Origin of the sequence: Acinetobacter sp. YH12021 (assembly GCF_013420145.1) — a bacterium.
Lineage (GTDB): Bacteria > Pseudomonadota > Gammaproteobacteria > Pseudomonadales > Moraxellaceae > Acinetobacter > Acinetobacter towneri.
Genome location: NZ_VOYT01000011.1, coordinates 19,685 through 34,878, shown reverse-complemented (window position 1 = coordinate 34,878; position 15,194 = coordinate 19,685). Strand labels below are relative to the sequence as shown.

Sequence of the window (15,194 nt, the reverse complement as noted above, 5' to 3'; positions counted from 1 at the left end):
ATTGTCAGCAGCCCCTTATCATCTGTTAATGTATTTTTTAGGGATAATTTGCTCATGAAATCACGTGCAGCCGTCGCATTCGGCCCAGGTCAGCCGCTTGAAATTGTTGAAATTGATGTTGCACCGCCGCAGGCTGGAGAAGTCTTGGTCAAAATTACCCACACAGGGGTATGCCATACCGATGCATTTACCTTATCGGGTGAAGATCCTGAAGGTGTTTTCCCTGCAGTTCTTGGCCATGAAGGTGCAGGTATTGTGGTTGAAGTTGGTGAGGGTGTGACCAGTGTTCAACCAGGCGATCATGTGATTCCGCTTTACACAGCAGAATGTGGCGAATGTTTATTCTGTAAATCTGGTAAAACCAACCTATGCGTTTCCGTACGTGCGACACAAGGTAAAGGTTTAATGCCTGATGGCACGACACGTTTTTCTTATAATGGACAACCGATTTATCACTACATGGGCTGTTCAACCTTTAGTGAATATACGGTAGTTGCTGAAGTATCTTTAGCAAAAATTAATCCTGAAGCCAATCATGAGCAAGTTTGCTTATTAGGTTGCGGTGTTACAACTGGTTTAGGTGCAGTTAAAAATACTGCAAAAGTCCAAGAAGGCGATACCGTTGCGGTATTTGGCTTAGGTGGTATTGGTTTAGCAGTTGTGCAAGGTGCGCATAAAGCCAAAGCCAGCCGTATTATCGCCATTGATACCAACCCAGAGAAATTCAAATTGGCAGAACAATTTGGTGCAACCGAATTCTTAAATCCAAAAGATTATGACCGCCCAATTCAGGAAGTCATTGTGGAAAAAACAGGTTGGGGCGTAGATCATTCTTTTGAATGTATTGGAAATACCAATGTGATGCGTTCCGCTTTGGAATGTGCGCATCGTGGTTGGGGACAATCCATTATTATTGGTGTTGCAGGTGCAGGTCAGGAAATTTCAACTCGTCCATTCCAATTGGTGACAGGTCGTACTTGGAAAGGAACTGCGTTTGGTGGTGTAAAAGGTCGTTCGCAATTGCCAGGCATGGTTGAAGAAGCCATGAAGGGTGATATTCAACTCGAACCATTTGTAACGCACACCATGGGGCTAGACCAAATTAATGAAGCCTTTGATTTAATGCATGAGGGTAAATCTATTCGTAGTGTGATTCATTTTGATCAATGATGAGTAACGCGCTTAAATAAAGACCCAACAAAAACCAAGCTTCGGCTTGGTTTTTTTAACCCCTGGATTCGCTAAAACAGCAGCTTAATTTTAATAAATACATCCAATAAAAATTATTTTACAAAAAGGATTGCCAAACGGAACAATACAGCGTATTTTAATTTTAACAGCTCATTTTTTGATGAAAACAAGATGTTAAAGCAACCTTTAATCGCAAACGCTTACTATTACTTTTGGCAGTTTCAATGATTGCCTGAGTCGCGTTCGGGCAAAAGGTTGCCCACCAGTTGATACCTGATCGGCAACCCTGATCAGGTTTTTTTATGTCTGGTGTTTTGAATTTTATAGGTTTTTCGGAGATTTAATCATGTACAACGTTAATTATTCATACTTTAGCAACTTTTATTGGTTTTACTTTAGTCAATCTATGACTCAAACCTTGCAATCCATTAGACCCATAACGCTGAAATAAATGATCGGACTGTAAAAAAGAGAAACAGTCCAAAGGAACAGACCAATGAATGCTTTAAATACTGCTTTACAACAACAGACCAACAATACTGAAATTAGTTTAAGTTTACCGCATCAACTCAAAGCGCAACTCCCACTTTCATCTGCGCTAAAACAACAAATCGCACAACATCGACAGATTATTCAGAACATTTTAGCGGGCACAGACCCTCGCTTATTGGTCATTACAGGACCTTGTTCAATTCATGATCCGCAAGCAGCACTCGAATACGCAGAAAAATTAAAACAATTACAAAGCCAAGTTTCAGATCAAATTTTCTTGGTGATGCGCGCCTATATCGAAAAGCCACGTACTACGGTAGGCTGGAAAGGCTTTTTGTATGACCCAGACTTAGATGGCTCTGCAAACATGCAATTAGGCTTAGAAAAATCACGTGAACTGTATCTACAAATTATAGAAATGGGTTTACCAATTGCTTCTGAAATTTTAAGCCCAATGGCAACGGGATATTTTGATGATGTACTGGCTTGGGGTGCAATTGGCGCACGTACCAGTGAATCACAAATTCACCGTGAAATTTCTAGCGCCATGCCGTATAGCATTGGTTTCAAAAACGGAACTGATGGCTCAATTCAAATTGCATTAGATGCAATTCAATCGGCAAGTCATCCACATCAATTCATGGGAATGAGCCAGTCGGGTTTACCTGCTATTTTGTCATCACAAGGTAATCCACACGCGCATTTAATTTTACGTGGTGCAAATTCAGGGCCAAATTATCAATTGGCAGAAATTGAGAAAATTCAGCACAAAGCCAAAGGGCAGTTGCCTGCATTGATTATTGACTGTAGTCACGGTAACAGCCATAAAGACCCACAACAACAACTGCAAGTCTTGCGTACCATTGTGGCAGAACGTGAACAGACGCAAGTCCGTGGCATCATGTTAGAAAGTCATTTGGTGGATGGAAATCAAAAGATTTCTTGCGAGATGACTTATGGTCAATCTGTTACCGATGGCTGCTTGGGTTGGGATAAGACTGAACAACTGCTTATTGAGGTCGCTGAAAGCTTAAATCGTCAGGTTTTGGCTAAAACTGCATAAAAAATAAAACTCCAGAAACCCAAAAAACCTGAAATTTCAGGTTTTTTGGGTGGGAGAGTATTTAAAAATCAACTCTTCTTAGATTAGTTTTTAAAATAACAATTCTTTTGCTGCTATTAAAAACTAAGCCTGAATATCTGCATTAGGTTGTTTAGCCACAACAAATTTATAGAAAATTAAACTGATTAAGGTCACAACAGCACAGAGCAAATACGCTGCGGTATAGTCATAACCCGCAATAATCCAACCTAGAATTAACGCGCCTAAGGCGATACCAATATCGTAACAACAAAAATACGTAGATGTGGCATGACCAATACGATCTTTAGGGGAGCGTTGAATTGAAATGGTTTGCAGGCAAGGTTGGGCAGACCCGAACCCTACACCAATTAATGCAGCAGCCAACATAAAACCGAATACACTGTGTACCTGACTCAAGACAATTAATCCTAAAGCAAATAATATAATTGCAGGATAAATCACATAACTCGCCCCTTTACGATCATAAATTTTGCCTGTAATTGGGCGCAAAATCATCATCGAAACTGCAAATATCACGAAGAATAAACTCGCATAAGACAGCATATTGCGTGATTCTGCAAAGGTGGAAATAAATGACATAATACTGGCATACGCGAAAGAAACCATCATCGCCATGAGTGATACAGGAATTGCTTTTTTCTCTACAAAATCTTGAAGCCCTAATTTACGTTTAGGTGTTGTTTCAGTTTTTACTTTTTGGGTCGCAATTGGAATCATTAAACAGAAGGCGAAACCTACCCAAACACTGACGGATAGTAAGGTAGAAATACTGGCATAAGAAACACTTTGAATCAGACTTAAACCAATTAAAGGTCCCAATACAATCCCTAAATTTACTGACACCAAAAAATAGCCCATACCTTCACCTTTGCGACTGTCTGGAATAAAGTTATTGGCAATAGGGACGGTAACTGTGGTGACAATGCTGAACCAAATCCCATGTAAAAAACGCAGTACGAGTAGAAACAGTAAACTATCTACAAAAATGTATGCCACGCTACACAGACAAAACATGATTTCAGAAACATATAAGGTTTTCTTTACACCAAATTTTTCAATAATCAAACCGCTAAATGGGCGAATCGCGATTGCAGATAACATAAACAAAGTCATGGCTAAACCTGCCTGTGACAAGCTACCACCCAACTCATTCACAATATAAATAGGCAAAATTGTCGTTTGCGCAAAATAAAATATGAATAAGAACAAGTTATTGAATAAGCAGAGAATAAACGACTTATTCCATAAATGTTCGACATTTATAGCTGACATAACTTAAACCTATATATGGTGAGTGGAGTAGCGTGCAATGTGTACTTTGTTATACAGATGCTTTGTTATTGGAAGTCATCACACAGTAAGATCATGCAAAAAATAATAAACCTATTTATGTGAAAAGTATAGTTATTTAATAAAATTAAAACTAAAATTAGATTTTAATTCTATTTTTTTAATTGTTTTATCAAATAAAGATAATTTTATTTATTTCGCAAATTGCAATGCAAAAAAAATCAGCCGAAGCTGATTTCTTTGAATTTGAGCGATTAAACACTACAAATTTAAGGCTTATAAGCCAGATTCATAGTCCGCACTTGATAAAAGCTGTTCCACATCTGCCATATTGTCTGGCTTGATTTTATAAATCCAGCCTTTGCCATACGGTTCATCATTTACAAAGTCAGGGTCATCGTCTAAATTGCTATTTACTTCAACTACTTCGCCTGAAACAGGGGCGTGAATATCTGAAGCTGTTTTAACAGACTCAACCACACCTGCTTGTTCACCCGCAATTACTTTTTGACCAACTTCAGGTGCTTCTACATAGACCAAATCGCCTAAAGCATCTTGTGCGTGGTCTGAAATGCCTGTGACGACCAAATCACCTTCAATACGCACCCATTCATGTGTTCTTGCATATTTTAATTCCGCTGGGTGATTCATTTGATAACTCCTTAAATTGTATCGAATCTTTTTGCCATGTTTTATACATGCTTTTTGCCAAAAACAAAAGTTTATAAATACGGATCTTTACGCCAATTGCTCGGACTGCGTCCACTCCAGCGTTTAAAAGCACGACTAAAATTTGCCACATCGCTATAACCCAATTCATCGGCAATTTGTTCTAGCGTGTAGTCTGTACGGGAAAGCAGGGAAGTTGCATGCCGATAACGTACTTCATCGACCAAGTTTGAAAATGAAGTACCTTCTGCAGCCAGTTGACGTTTGAGTGTGCGGTCGGACATGTGTAGATAGTCGGCAACATTTTCAATGCTTAAATAATGCTGTTCTGCGTGGGTTAAAATATCACGTACTCGCATAGAAATGCGGCGACGTTCACCTAAAGCAGAAAGTTCGGCTTCACATTGATTAATCGCAATTTGACTGGCAATAGGATCGGCATTAATCATTTTTAAGCCTAGATATTGCTTGTCAAAACTTAAACCTAAATACGGCTGATCAAAACGGAATTGATGATAAGGAAATTTCGAAAAATACTGATCAAAACCTGCAGGTTTAGGAAAGTCAAAATCGACTTCACCTGTAAAGTGTTCGGTACCTGTCATGGCTTTACTCATGGTAATCATGCCAATAATTAAAGCGATGGCAATTTCTGTGCGTAAAGGTTCCATGTGAATATCACACTGCAATTGCAGACTGGCTTTTTCACCAAAAGTTGAGAAAAACAATTGTAAAAAGGGCATACGCAGTTGAATAAAACGATTGGCTAAAATCAACGCATCACTAATTTCATGCGCAGTCATAATCGCATAGCCAATAAAGCCATGAATGGAAATGCGCATTTGCGTACCAAGATGATAACCGAGCGTCGATTCGCCTGTAAGTTTTAAAGCATGTTTAACCAACTCATTGGCAATAGGTGTAGGAATACGACATTCTGGGTCTGCCAACATTTCGCTATTGAGTTGAAATGGTGCAAATAAGGTATCTGCGTTATAACCCCAACGGGATACAACATCCAAAACCAATAAGCCATAAACCCCTGGAACACCTTGTTCCTGACGTGCTGATATTGTTTTCATGCATGTTCCATTGCATTTGCTAATTTTATTTTAATTTGCCTTAGCGACTGTCATCTATGCATATCTTAGTTTGCCAAACGGCGACATAAGAACGTAGATGACATATTGCATCTTGGCATGAAAATTAAAGAAATTCTATGGAAATTGTTAGACAAAACAGGCTTTGACTATATGCGATAAATCTGCATTTCATCAAAGCCTGAGTTACAGCAAAGTTGCTGGAGATGCTAATTTTTATCAGTCGATGGTTTTACGATTTTATCTTGTTCAATTAAAAAACCACCTGTTTGACGCTGCCAAAGTTGTGCATAAATTCCGTTCATAGCCACCAGTTCATCATGCGTACCTTGTTCTGCAATACGTCCTTGATCGAGCACAATTAAACGATCCATTTGTGCAATGGTAGATAGTCTGTGTGCAATCGCGATTACAGTTTTACCTTGCATGAGTTCATCGAGGCTCGATTGAATTGCCGCTTCAACCTCAGAGTCGAGCGCACTGGTGGCTTCATCTAAAATTAAAATAGGTGCATCTTTTAAGAAAACACGGGCAATGGCAATACGTTGACGTTGTCCACCTGAAAGTTTAACACCCCGTTCGCCCACGTAGGCTTCATAGCCTTTTTTGCCACGTAAATCGGTCAATTGTGGAATAAATTCTTCGGCTTTGGCTTTGCGTACAGCTTCAAACATTTCTGCATCAGTCGCGTCAGGGCGACCATATTTAATATTTTCAGCCACAGTACGGTGTAATAGCGAAGTATCTTGAGTCACAAGTGCAATATTTTTACGCAAACTGTCTTGGGTCACATCTTCAATATTTTGCCCATCAATCATAATTGAGCCGTGTTTAAGCTCATAAAAATGTAAAAGCAATTGAATTAAGGTCGATTTACCTGCGCCTGAACGTCCCACGATACCAATTTTTTCGCCTGCACGAATATGCAGATTAAACTGATCAATCACGTTTTTACTGTTATAAGCAAAACTGACATCTTTAAACTGAATTTCGCCCTGAGCAACTTGTAATGGTTTTGCATCGGCTTTGTCTTGAATCGCAATTGGACGTCCGAGAGTTTTCATACCATCTTGAATGGTGCCGACATTTTCAAACAGGGCAGAGGTCTGCCACATCATAAACTCGGCAATACTGTTGAGTTTAAGAATCATGGCTGTAGTGGCAGCAATAATCCCCAATTCTGCACGGCCATTTAACCAGAGCCAAATTGCTGTACCTAAAACGCCCACATACAACACCACGCTTAATAAATTGATGCTGATTTCATATTGAGCGCCCAAACGCATTTGTTTATAAACCGTCAACATAAATTCTTGCATCGACGCTTTGGCATATTGGCTTTCGCGACCTGCATGCGCAAATAATTTTACGGTTTGAATATTGGTATAAGCATCGGTCACGCGTCCTGTCATCACCGCACGTGCATCGGCTTGTTCATTAGATACTTTGCTCAAACGCGGAATAAAATAAGCTGCTGCAAGAATAAATAAAGCCAACCATAGCAATAACGGCAAAATGAGCATTGGAGAAATTGCGCCCAATACCAGACTAATCGTAATAAAGTAAATGAATACATAGGCAAGCATATCGCCCAAAATGACCCAAAACTCACGTACTGCTAAGGCGGTTTGCATGACTTTGGCAGAGAGTCTTCCTGCAAAATCATTATGGAAAAAATCCAGACTTTGTTGCAACATTAAATTGTGGAAACCCCAACGCAAACGCATTGGAAAACCACTGTATAACATTTGATGCTTCACAATTGACTGCGCACTGGCAAAAAAGATATTGGCCAATAAAATACAAAACAGCAAAGTAAGGTTCTGCTGATGTTGCGCAAGGAAAGTATCTGGCTGACTTTGACTAAGCCATGTGACTAAATCGCCAATTTTTGCATATAGCAAAGCTTCAAAGCTGGCAGCGCCTGCAGTACATAAAACCAATAACAATAAATATGGACGTACACCTGAAGCTGCTTGCCAAACAAAGGCAAAAAACGTGGTTGGCAAGGGTTCGGTCAAACCTTTATTTGGATAAGGATCTATAAGTTTCTCGAACCACTTGAGCATACGATGTTACCTTGATGACTAAACCTAAATTTAAAGATAGATAAATTTAAGACAGTAAAAACAAAAAACTTAGGATAAAGTTAAGAGCATTCCTGTGAATATTTCTTAACTTATAGTGATACAGCTTGTAGGTCTAGTTTACGCCATAACACAGCAAATGTTGAAAATAGAAATATAGATGATTAATTTGCATACAAAATCACGTTATAGATTCACTTTTATACATAAAGCTGCAACACATCAAAAATTATCCATCCACAAAAAGCGTATTGGTTCACATTTTTAATGATATTTCATCGAGCCAATAGCATATAAACATTTAATTTTAATGAAAAAATTAATTTAAATTCAACATTGATTGCTATAATCACGCCCATTTTTAGCACAACCGTGCTGTAAATTGGTTTTAAGTTGATATTTTTATGATGCGTAATTTTTTAGGTGCAATTGCACTATATTTGGGATTTATTTTTCCTGCTCAAGCCATGCCATTTGATCCATTGATTGGTACATGGAAAGTCATTGATGATCATACAGGGCATTATGTTGCAGAAATTGTGATTCGTAAGAACTCTAAAACTTCGGAATATAGTGCTGTAATTACTCGAAATTTGTTATCGGTAGGCACAATTCAATTAGAGGTATGCAGTAAATGCCAAGGCAACTTAAAGAATCAGCCCATAAAAGGCATGCAGGCATTAGAAGGCTTGGTAGCAAATTCAAATCCAAAACAATTTTCGCAAGGACAATGGATTAACCCGAAAGATGGTTATGTCTATAAAATTGATGCTCAATTAAATGCGGCGAATAATCAAATGAAAGTATATGGCAAAGCCAAGAGCGCGAATGCGATTAGCACGATGACTTGGAAAAAACTTTAACAGATTGTACGGCGTATTTTTGAAGCTACTTGATTGAAAGATTGAGTAGCTTTTTGTCTTTTTGTGAATGATAAGATAAATTGAGACACCGAACACTCAAAATAAATCCATATATATCAATTGCTTAATATATTCATGTTATTCACCAATTAAAATGTCTATGCGATAAACCATTTAAAATGGCCTGTTTTTAACTGCAAGAGTCAAGAACAGGATTTAAATTTCTTTGTTCAATAACAACTTTCTGAGCTTTACGACTCGGCATACTTTTCTTGGCACGGGAACTTTTATTTTGTTTTTCCAACTCTTCATGTTGTTGCTGGATATGGGCCAGAACCGCACCTAATCTTTTATTCTTAACTACTTCATTCTGCTGCAGTCTAGCCAGTTTATTGAAAATACTGTAGTTGATCTTCCGTCCTTCGTGCATGATGGCCACAGTACCATCTGGATACTCTAAAAATGTTATGTATTGCCCAACAAGTTTGTGGTTCAGTGGTGTTGGCTCAAGCATATAAATACACTTGTCATACGTGATAGTCAGATTCTTCGTGACCTTACGCGGTTCCTGCCAGGTAAAAATATCCTCTAGCTCAGCATCAGATTCCGTTAAAGGTCGATGCAAGTTCTTCGAGTTTCTCGCACACTTGGCAAACTTCTGATTGAACTGCTCAATGAAGCAGGGCAGCCAAGCATTGGCCTCGGTAATTGAGCAGATGCCTTCCAAACGCATTTCCTTGATCAGGCGATCCTGCAGAGTTCTGTTGGCGCGTTCCACACGTCCTTTGGCCTGTGGTGAGTTGGCAAAGATAATATCAATAGTGAGACTACTGAGTACGCGTCCAAATTGCGTAATCTTGGTGTCTTTCTTGCTGCTTTGATTGACTCTAAAAACTGAGTGCTTATCACTGTAAAATGCTAAAGGTTTACCATGCTGTTCGACATACAGGCGTGTTGAAATCATATAGTCAAAGGCTGATTCTGATTCACAGAAGCGTAAATGCTGCAATTTACCAGTTGCATCATCGATAAATACCAGCAAACAGCACTTAGGTGCTCGTCCTTCAAACCAGTCATGATGTGAGCCATCGATTTGGACCAATTCACCATAACAGTCTCGATTATAACGAGGCTGATACGGGCGTTTCAGACGTTTATGACGAGGAATCCATAAATTGGCTGCAATCATCCAAGAACGCAGGGTTTCTACCGAAATATCAAATCCATGAATGGTAGTCAGCTTTTCATGTGCTAAAGTGGGACCGAAACCACGAGCAGCATGTGCTAATGCAGCAGGACCTTGAGCTTTATATTTTTGCAATAAGCGTCTGATCTGACGTTCTGAGATATGTAATAACTGAGCAGCCTGGGACTGGGTTATGCGTTGATCACAGATTTCCTGCAAGACCGACAATCTTTTAAGTTCTTTATCCGACATAGATACCAACATAACAAACCGTCCGCTAAGAAAATCGCAAAAGTGCGTATTCTAAAAGCGGACATTTTTACTTTGGAGAAACCGGACATTTCTATTTTGGAGTTACAATTCAATTGCGTATAATCTATATTATGTTAAATAAGATATCTGAAGACAGCACCCTGCATTTAGCTGTGCAGATTATGACAATTCGCGTTGAATTAATCGAGTAAAAGTCTGGGTAAATTGCTGTCCTTGCTCTGCAAAAAACCAATTTACATGCCCAACAATCCAATCATAATAAGCAGCATCGGCATGTTTCAGGTTTTGGGTAATTCCGACAAAATATTCAAGCTCTGAAAATGCGAAATCCAAATGCACAATTTTTAGCAATTCGGGCAAAATGCTAAAGTCTTGTTGTGGATGTATCTCTGCAAAATACGCTTGTAAAAACGCGCTTAAACCCGCTTCGTCAATATTGATTTGTGATGTATGTTCTAAAGCCAGCCAATCTATAAAGTTACGCTCAATCGTGACCGCAAGGTCATAAAGCGCTGAATTTCGATCCGATAAGCCAAAATCAATCACCGCGGTAATATTGGCATCGGCACTTTGCGTAGACCAAAACAGATTAGAAGCATGCAAATCATTATGCGTCCAAATTTTAGTGACCTGCTGCAATACATGCTTAATTTTATGATGCGTCTGAGATACACGCTCTAAAAAAACGGCGTCTAAGTTTTTATCGGCAAAATAACGGCTCAATTCAGGGCTATTTTGAATACGTTGCTGAATAGCCGTTACAATATTTTCACTTTCTAAAAGCTGCTGATTTGATACTAAATATCGCGCCGATCTGCCATGTAACTCAGGAAAATCCTGCATGGCGACATGCAATTTGGCAAGCAAACTTCCCACTTTTGCAGCATGTTCTGTATAGAAAAACGGCGTCCAAGATTGCTGATCGACATATAAGTCAAAACCTGCTGCTTTTTCGTAGACTTCATAAGTCCAGTCGCCCATTTCTAAAGCGGTCAGTCCGCAATTCGAGGCAATTAATGTCGCAACAGGAATGTTTTTACTGGCTAAATGTCGCAAAAAAGCATGCTCTTGCAAAATATCTTGCGCATTACGAAATGAACGATGACTGCGTTTAATGAAATACGAGCGACTTCCTATTTTATCTGTACTGGCTGCATCCTGCGTGACTTCAATCACTGCGGCAGATGAAAATGGGCGCGGACTGCACCACAAAATTTGAATATTCCCTTGCAAACATGGGTAATACGGTTGCAGGTTGTGTAATTCTGAGACAGTCAGATGTGCCCAATCTTTATGTTCCCAGTCATTCCCCATGCCATGACCTAAATCATGTGTGATTGTGGTCATTTTAGATATTCCTTAACTTGATCAGTATTGTGTAATCGTATATTCCCCATCATCTATCTCAAACAACCATTTTTTAGATAGATGATAGCTATTTAATTAACTGTTTTGGCTTGTCGTAAACGTAAATTGACTTCATCTACAATCTGATCTAAACCCGTGTCATAAGCGGCTTCACTCACAAAAGACACCATATTTTGCGTAACTTGCGGTAAATTGTAATCTGCATACCATGACAATGAATTCACTTCTATTTCACGTTCACCCTGCAAAATCACGAATCTTCTTTGCATCCAAGCCTGCAAATTTTCACCCGTATAGGCATCATAAAAAATAATATCGGTCAGATAAAAATCTTTCATCATGTAGGAGTAAGCCACGCTATTTTCTTCTGGCTCATAATTAAAAAAAGGTGTGGTGGTCAGATGAAATTCAACCAGCAAATGACGTTTCAAACGATGATTTTGATATTCTGCTTTGACTTTAATCGGGCAACTGATTTGCGCAAAGTCAATTTCATGTTCAGTATTTTGCTTAAAATATTCAGCCAAAGACCAAACCTGATGTTTAATGAAATCCTGCATTAAAAACTCAGGTTCAAGTTGTGAATTAATTAATCCCAACAGTAAAGATTCAACTTCTTCTTTCGTTAAATAAATGTCTTCAACAATATGCATGCCAATCTCTAAATATGCTGCTGCGATAGAAAAATCCTAACGGAAAGGCTTGTGTTTGTATAGCTATGCAATCGTAGAGTGTGATCTATATCTAGCAATCAATTATCCACGTAGATTGAATCTTAATCATATTTTCAGCTATGCTATCAACACATCAAATTTCACTTCAAACACGCCTCGTTGCGTAGGAGTAATCTCATGTCTAAGAAGTTACCTATTTACTTCTCTGACGCTGCTTGGGCGTCATTACAAAAAATCATGGGTGCGGATGGTAAACCCAGCCCTAGCCTGAATGCCCTGCTTGAACAAATTGAATTGCTGAATCAGCATGATTTTCAAGCACTTTCTAAAAGAAAAACACTGCATCTTCCCGTAACAATAGAATCCATTCCTGCAGGTTTTCCTTCGCCTGCTCAAGACTATATTGATAAAAATATTGATCTGAATGAATATCTCATTTCCAATGAAAATGCGACCTTTTTAAATGTGGTACGCACCACCTCTATGGTGAATGCTGGGCTTGAATACGGCGATATTGTACTGGTAGATCGCAGCAAAGAAGCCAAACACCGCAGTATTGTGGTCGCATTAATTGACCAAAAAGACCTGACTATTAAACGCCTGATGATTACAGCCAAAATGTCCAAAAGTGAATTGGCCGAACATTTTGGTGAAGACTATGACCCTGCCACTTTGCCTGAAGCTTGGCTTAAAGCAGAAAGTCCCGACTACGACAGCATTTACCTGAAAGATGGGCAAACTTTTGAAGTGTTTGCTGTGGTCACGTGGAATTTAAAAAACCTGATGGTTTAAACCCACAATAACGCATAAAAAAGCCGAATAAGTAGAATAGTCATGAAACCTTTAAAGCAAATTTTTGCGCTAATTGACATCAATAATTGTTATGTGAGCTGTGAGCGGCTGTTTCAACCACATTTGAATAATCGTCCTGTGGTGGTGCTCTCCAATAACGATGGTTGCGTGGTATCACGTTCCGAAGAAGCCAAACAACTTGGCATTAAAATGGCTGTGCCCTTTTACCAAGTTCAAGAATTGATTCAACAACATGATGTTGCTGTCTTTTCAAGTAACTATGCCCTCTATGCGGAAATGTCCAGACGTTTTAATAATACGATTCAAGAATTTGTTAGTGCCAAAGACATTGAAATTTATTCAATTGATGAAACCTTTATTGAACTGAGTTCATATTCTCAGACCGACTTAAATGAATTGGCACAAGAAATTAAAGCAACTTTATGGCAATGGCTGGCTCTGCCTGTGTGTGTCGGTATTGGTCACAGTAAAACTGAAGCCAAACTGGCCAATCATATCGCCAAGAAAAATAGCTATTTCAACGGCGTGTGTAATTTACTCCATATGGACTTATGTAGCAAAGAAGCCTTATTTCAACACATTGATGTTGCTGAAGTCTGGGGTGTGGGTCGAAAACTTGCCAAAAAACTGCATGCTTTAAAGATTCATTCTGTATTTGATTTAGCAATTAGTGATCCTGAGCAAATGCAACGTAAATTTTCAATTTTAATGAAAAAAACCATTCTTGAACTCACAGGTACAGCATGTATTGAACTGGAGCACAATACCGTAAGTAAGCAGCAAATCATCAGCTCACGTTCTTTTGGGCAGCGTGTAACAGATATTCATGCGCTTTCAGAAGCTTTGAGCGATTATTTACAATCTGCTGTGCAAAGGCTCAGAGCTGAAAAAAGTTTATGTGGTTGTATGATCATTTTTGCGCAATCTAACCATTTTGATCCGCGCCAAGTTTTTTACAATCAATCGGTCACTATTGCTTTCAATGAGCCAACAGATTCTGCTTTGCTCATGAACAAAGCCATGATGAAGCATGTGACAACGCTATTTCAGGAAGGGATTGCCTTTAAAAAATGTGGTGTGATTTTAACGGGACTTGAACCCAAACAAAGCTATATTCACGACCTGCTTACAGATACTGACGCCATTGAAAAACAGGAACAATTACAGCAAGTGTTGGATACCGTGAAAAATAAATTTGGTGTGCAAAAACTCGCCATTGGAGCATGTAAATTGCAAGATCGAACTTGGGCGATGCAGCGCAGCCATTTAAGCCCGAATTATTTTAGCTGGGAAGGTTTATTGGCGCTTGGTGATTAGCAGTTATTTGATTGGGCTAAAAAAGCTCACAATATGAGACCTAATTTAATGCTTAAAAGTACTACAAAGTAGTATACAATTAAACACTACAAAGTAGTATAAAGGTGTTTGATGTATACCATCTGTGAGACTACTTTTTTTACCAATGAATATCCCTACTATTGGACTGAAGAACAATACAATGACTTTAAAATTTTCATTGCCGAGAACCCTACAGCAGGAGATGTAGAACCTGGTACTGGCGGCGTTCGTAAAATTCGATGGGGTGGAAAGAGTAAAGGTAAACAAGGTGGTGTTCGTGTAATTTATTACAACCGTTTAGCAAATGGCGAAATTTGGTTATTGACCTTATATAGTAAAGACACAATTACCCAACTTGAGAAAAAGACACTTAGACAATTAGCGGAGTTACTGAAATGAGTCGTTTATTAAGTGACAAAGAATTGGAAGCTCGAGAAGCAAAACGAGACTTAAATGTTGAATTATTAGAAGGCGTTAAACAAATGCTTGCTAATAACGCAGCAAGAAAAACTGTGATCAATGAAACAGATGTTGCTTTAGCACGAAGAAAGTCTGAACTCACTCAAGATCAATTTGCTAAAATTTTAGGTATCTCTAAACGTACATTGGAATCTTGGGAGCAAGGTGTTAGAAGACCTTCAGGAGCAGCTCAATCACTGATTAAATTGTTTATTTTAGATCCTCAATTTGTTCGTGACCATCTCGCTTAAATGAAATAGCCCTCAACAACGAGGGTTATTATTTT

General features: G+C 38.8%; 14 protein-coding genes. 7 read left to right on the top strand and 7 right to left on the bottom strand.

Features of this window, described 5'->3' with window-relative positions; all coding sequences use genetic code 11:
• Positions 1-54: 54 nt before the first annotated feature.
• The gene (locus FTT91_RS09710) at positions 55-1,170 is read left to right on the top strand and encodes an S-(hydroxymethyl)glutathione dehydrogenase/class III alcohol dehydrogenase (protein WP_004973720.1); all 1,116 of its coding nucleotides are present in this window, start codon (positions 55-57) and stop codon (positions 1,168-1,170) included.
• A 517-nt stretch (positions 1,171-1,687) separates the two neighbouring features.
• Entirely contained in the window at positions 1,688-2,746 is a 1,059-nt protein-coding gene (locus FTT91_RS09705; protein WP_180169326.1) for a 3-deoxy-7-phosphoheptulonate synthase, read from the top strand.
• Between the two features lie 123 nt (positions 2,747-2,869).
• On the opposite strand, the gene FTT91_RS09700 is transcribed toward FTT91_RS09705, so the two are convergent.
• From FTT91_RS09700 to FTT91_RS09685, 4 genes are all read right to left on the bottom strand, one after another.
• Positions 2,870-4,060, bottom strand: a complete 1,191-nt coding sequence (locus FTT91_RS09700; protein ID WP_131261381.1) for an MFS transporter — start codon at positions 4,058-4,060, stop codon at positions 2,870-2,872.
• 294 nt (positions 4,061-4,354) lie between these two features.
• The gene (gene gcvH, locus FTT91_RS09695) at positions 4,355-4,729 is read right to left on the bottom strand and encodes a glycine cleavage system protein GcvH (protein ID WP_096902550.1); all 375 of its coding nucleotides are present in this window, start codon (positions 4,727-4,729) and stop codon (positions 4,355-4,357) included.
• Positions 4,730-4,800: 71 nt separating this feature from the next.
• A complete protein-coding gene (locus FTT91_RS09690; RefSeq protein ID WP_004973729.1) occupies positions 4,801-5,829 on the bottom strand; it encodes an AraC family transcriptional regulator in 1,029 nt (342 codons plus the stop codon).
• A 227-nt stretch (positions 5,830-6,056) separates the two neighbouring features.
• Entirely contained in the window at positions 6,057-7,916 is a 1,860-nt protein-coding gene (locus FTT91_RS09685) for an ABC transporter ATP-binding protein (protein WP_180169325.1), read from the bottom strand.
• 422 nt (positions 7,917-8,338) lie between these two features.
• On the opposite strand from FTT91_RS09685, the gene FTT91_RS09680 reads away from it, so the two are divergent.
• The gene (locus FTT91_RS09680) at positions 8,339-8,797 is read left to right on the top strand and encodes a DUF2147 domain-containing protein (protein WP_004973733.1); all 459 of its coding nucleotides are present in this window, start codon (positions 8,339-8,341) and stop codon (positions 8,795-8,797) included.
• Positions 8,798-8,987: 190 nt separating this feature from the next.
• Here FTT91_RS09680 and FTT91_RS09675 read toward each other — a convergent pair whose 3' ends face one another.
• From FTT91_RS09675 to FTT91_RS09665, 3 genes are all read right to left on the bottom strand, one after another.
• Positions 8,988-10,235, bottom strand: a complete 1,248-nt coding sequence (locus FTT91_RS09675; protein ID WP_179988969.1) for an ISNCY family transposase — start codon at positions 10,233-10,235, stop codon at positions 8,988-8,990.
• Positions 10,236-10,415: 180 nt separating this feature from the next.
• Positions 10,416-11,603 (bottom strand): phosphotransferase enzyme family protein, encoded by a 1,188-nt coding sequence (locus tag FTT91_RS09670; protein ID WP_180169324.1) that lies wholly within the window; start codon positions 11,601-11,603, stop codon positions 10,416-10,418.
• Positions 11,604-11,695: 92 nt separating this feature from the next.
• Complete coding sequence (locus tag FTT91_RS09665; protein WP_180169323.1) at positions 11,696-12,277, bottom strand: hypothetical protein; 582 nt, start codon at positions 12,275-12,277, stop codon at positions 11,696-11,698.
• Between the two features lie 198 nt (positions 12,278-12,475).
• Between FTT91_RS09665 and FTT91_RS09660 the strand changes: the two genes are divergently transcribed.
• The 4 genes from FTT91_RS09660 (at position 12,476) to FTT91_RS09645 (ending at position 15,159) form a co-directional block, all read left to right on the top strand.
• A complete protein-coding gene (locus FTT91_RS09660) occupies positions 12,476-13,090 on the top strand; it encodes a LexA family transcriptional regulator (protein WP_180169322.1) in 615 nt (204 codons plus the stop codon).
• Positions 13,091-13,132: 42 nt separating this feature from the next.
• Positions 13,133-14,428 (top strand): Y-family DNA polymerase, encoded by a 1,296-nt coding sequence (locus tag FTT91_RS09655; RefSeq protein ID WP_180169321.1) that lies wholly within the window; start codon positions 13,133-13,135, stop codon positions 14,426-14,428.
• A gap of 111 nt (positions 14,429-14,539) precedes the next feature.
• The gene (locus FTT91_RS09650) at positions 14,540-14,848 is read left to right on the top strand and encodes a transcriptional regulator (protein ID WP_096902348.1); all 309 of its coding nucleotides are present in this window, start codon (positions 14,540-14,542) and stop codon (positions 14,846-14,848) included.
• Positions 14,845-15,159 (top strand): DNA-binding transcriptional regulator, encoded by a 315-nt coding sequence (locus tag FTT91_RS09645; protein ID WP_004973819.1) that lies wholly within the window; start codon positions 14,845-14,847, stop codon positions 15,157-15,159. Before FTT91_RS09650 ends, FTT91_RS09645 begins: the two co-directional genes overlap by 4 nt.
• Positions 15,160-15,194 lie beyond the last annotated feature (35 nt).

Coding starts and splice junctions, on each gene's coding strand:
- FTT91_RS09690 (WP_004973729.1), bottom strand. CDS start 5,829: ATGAAAACAATATCAGCACGTCAGGAACAAGGTGTTCCAGGGGTTTAT.
- FTT91_RS09660 (WP_180169322.1), top strand. CDS start 12,476: ATGTCTAAGAAGTTACCTATTTACTTCTCTGACGCTGCTTGGGCGTCA.
- FTT91_RS09645 (WP_004973819.1), top strand. CDS start 14,845: ATGAGTCGTTTATTAAGTGACAAAGAATTGGAAGCTCGAGAAGCAAAA.
- FTT91_RS09675 (WP_179988969.1), bottom strand. CDS start 10,235: ATGTCGGATAAAGAACTTAAAAGATTGTCGGTCTTGCAGGAAATCTGT.
- gcvH (WP_096902550.1), bottom strand. CDS start 4,729: ATGAATCACCCAGCGGAATTAAAATATGCAAGAACACATGAATGGGTG.
- FTT91_RS09705 (WP_180169326.1), top strand. CDS start 1,688: ATGAATGCTTTAAATACTGCTTTACAACAACAGACCAACAATACTGAA.
- FTT91_RS09650 (WP_096902348.1), top strand. CDS start 14,540: ATGTATACCATCTGTGAGACTACTTTTTTTACCAATGAATATCCCTAC.
- FTT91_RS09685 (WP_180169325.1), bottom strand. CDS start 7,916: ATGCTCAAGTGGTTCGAGAAACTTATAGATCCTTATCCAAATAAAGGT.
- FTT91_RS09710 (WP_004973720.1), top strand. CDS start 55: ATGAAATCACGTGCAGCCGTCGCATTCGGCCCAGGTCAGCCGCTTGAA.
- FTT91_RS09670 (WP_180169324.1), bottom strand. CDS start 11,603: ATGACCACAATCACACATGATTTAGGTCATGGCATGGGGAATGACTGG.
- FTT91_RS09700 (WP_131261381.1), bottom strand. CDS start 4,060: ATGTCAGCTATAAATGTCGAACATTTATGGAATAAGTCGTTTATTCTC.
- FTT91_RS09680 (WP_004973733.1), top strand. CDS start 8,339: ATGATGCGTAATTTTTTAGGTGCAATTGCACTATATTTGGGATTTATT.
- FTT91_RS09665 (WP_180169323.1), bottom strand. CDS start 12,277: ATGCATATTGTTGAAGACATTTATTTAACGAAAGAAGAAGTTGAATCT.
- FTT91_RS09655 (WP_180169321.1), top strand. CDS start 13,133: ATGAAACCTTTAAAGCAAATTTTTGCGCTAATTGACATCAATAATTGT.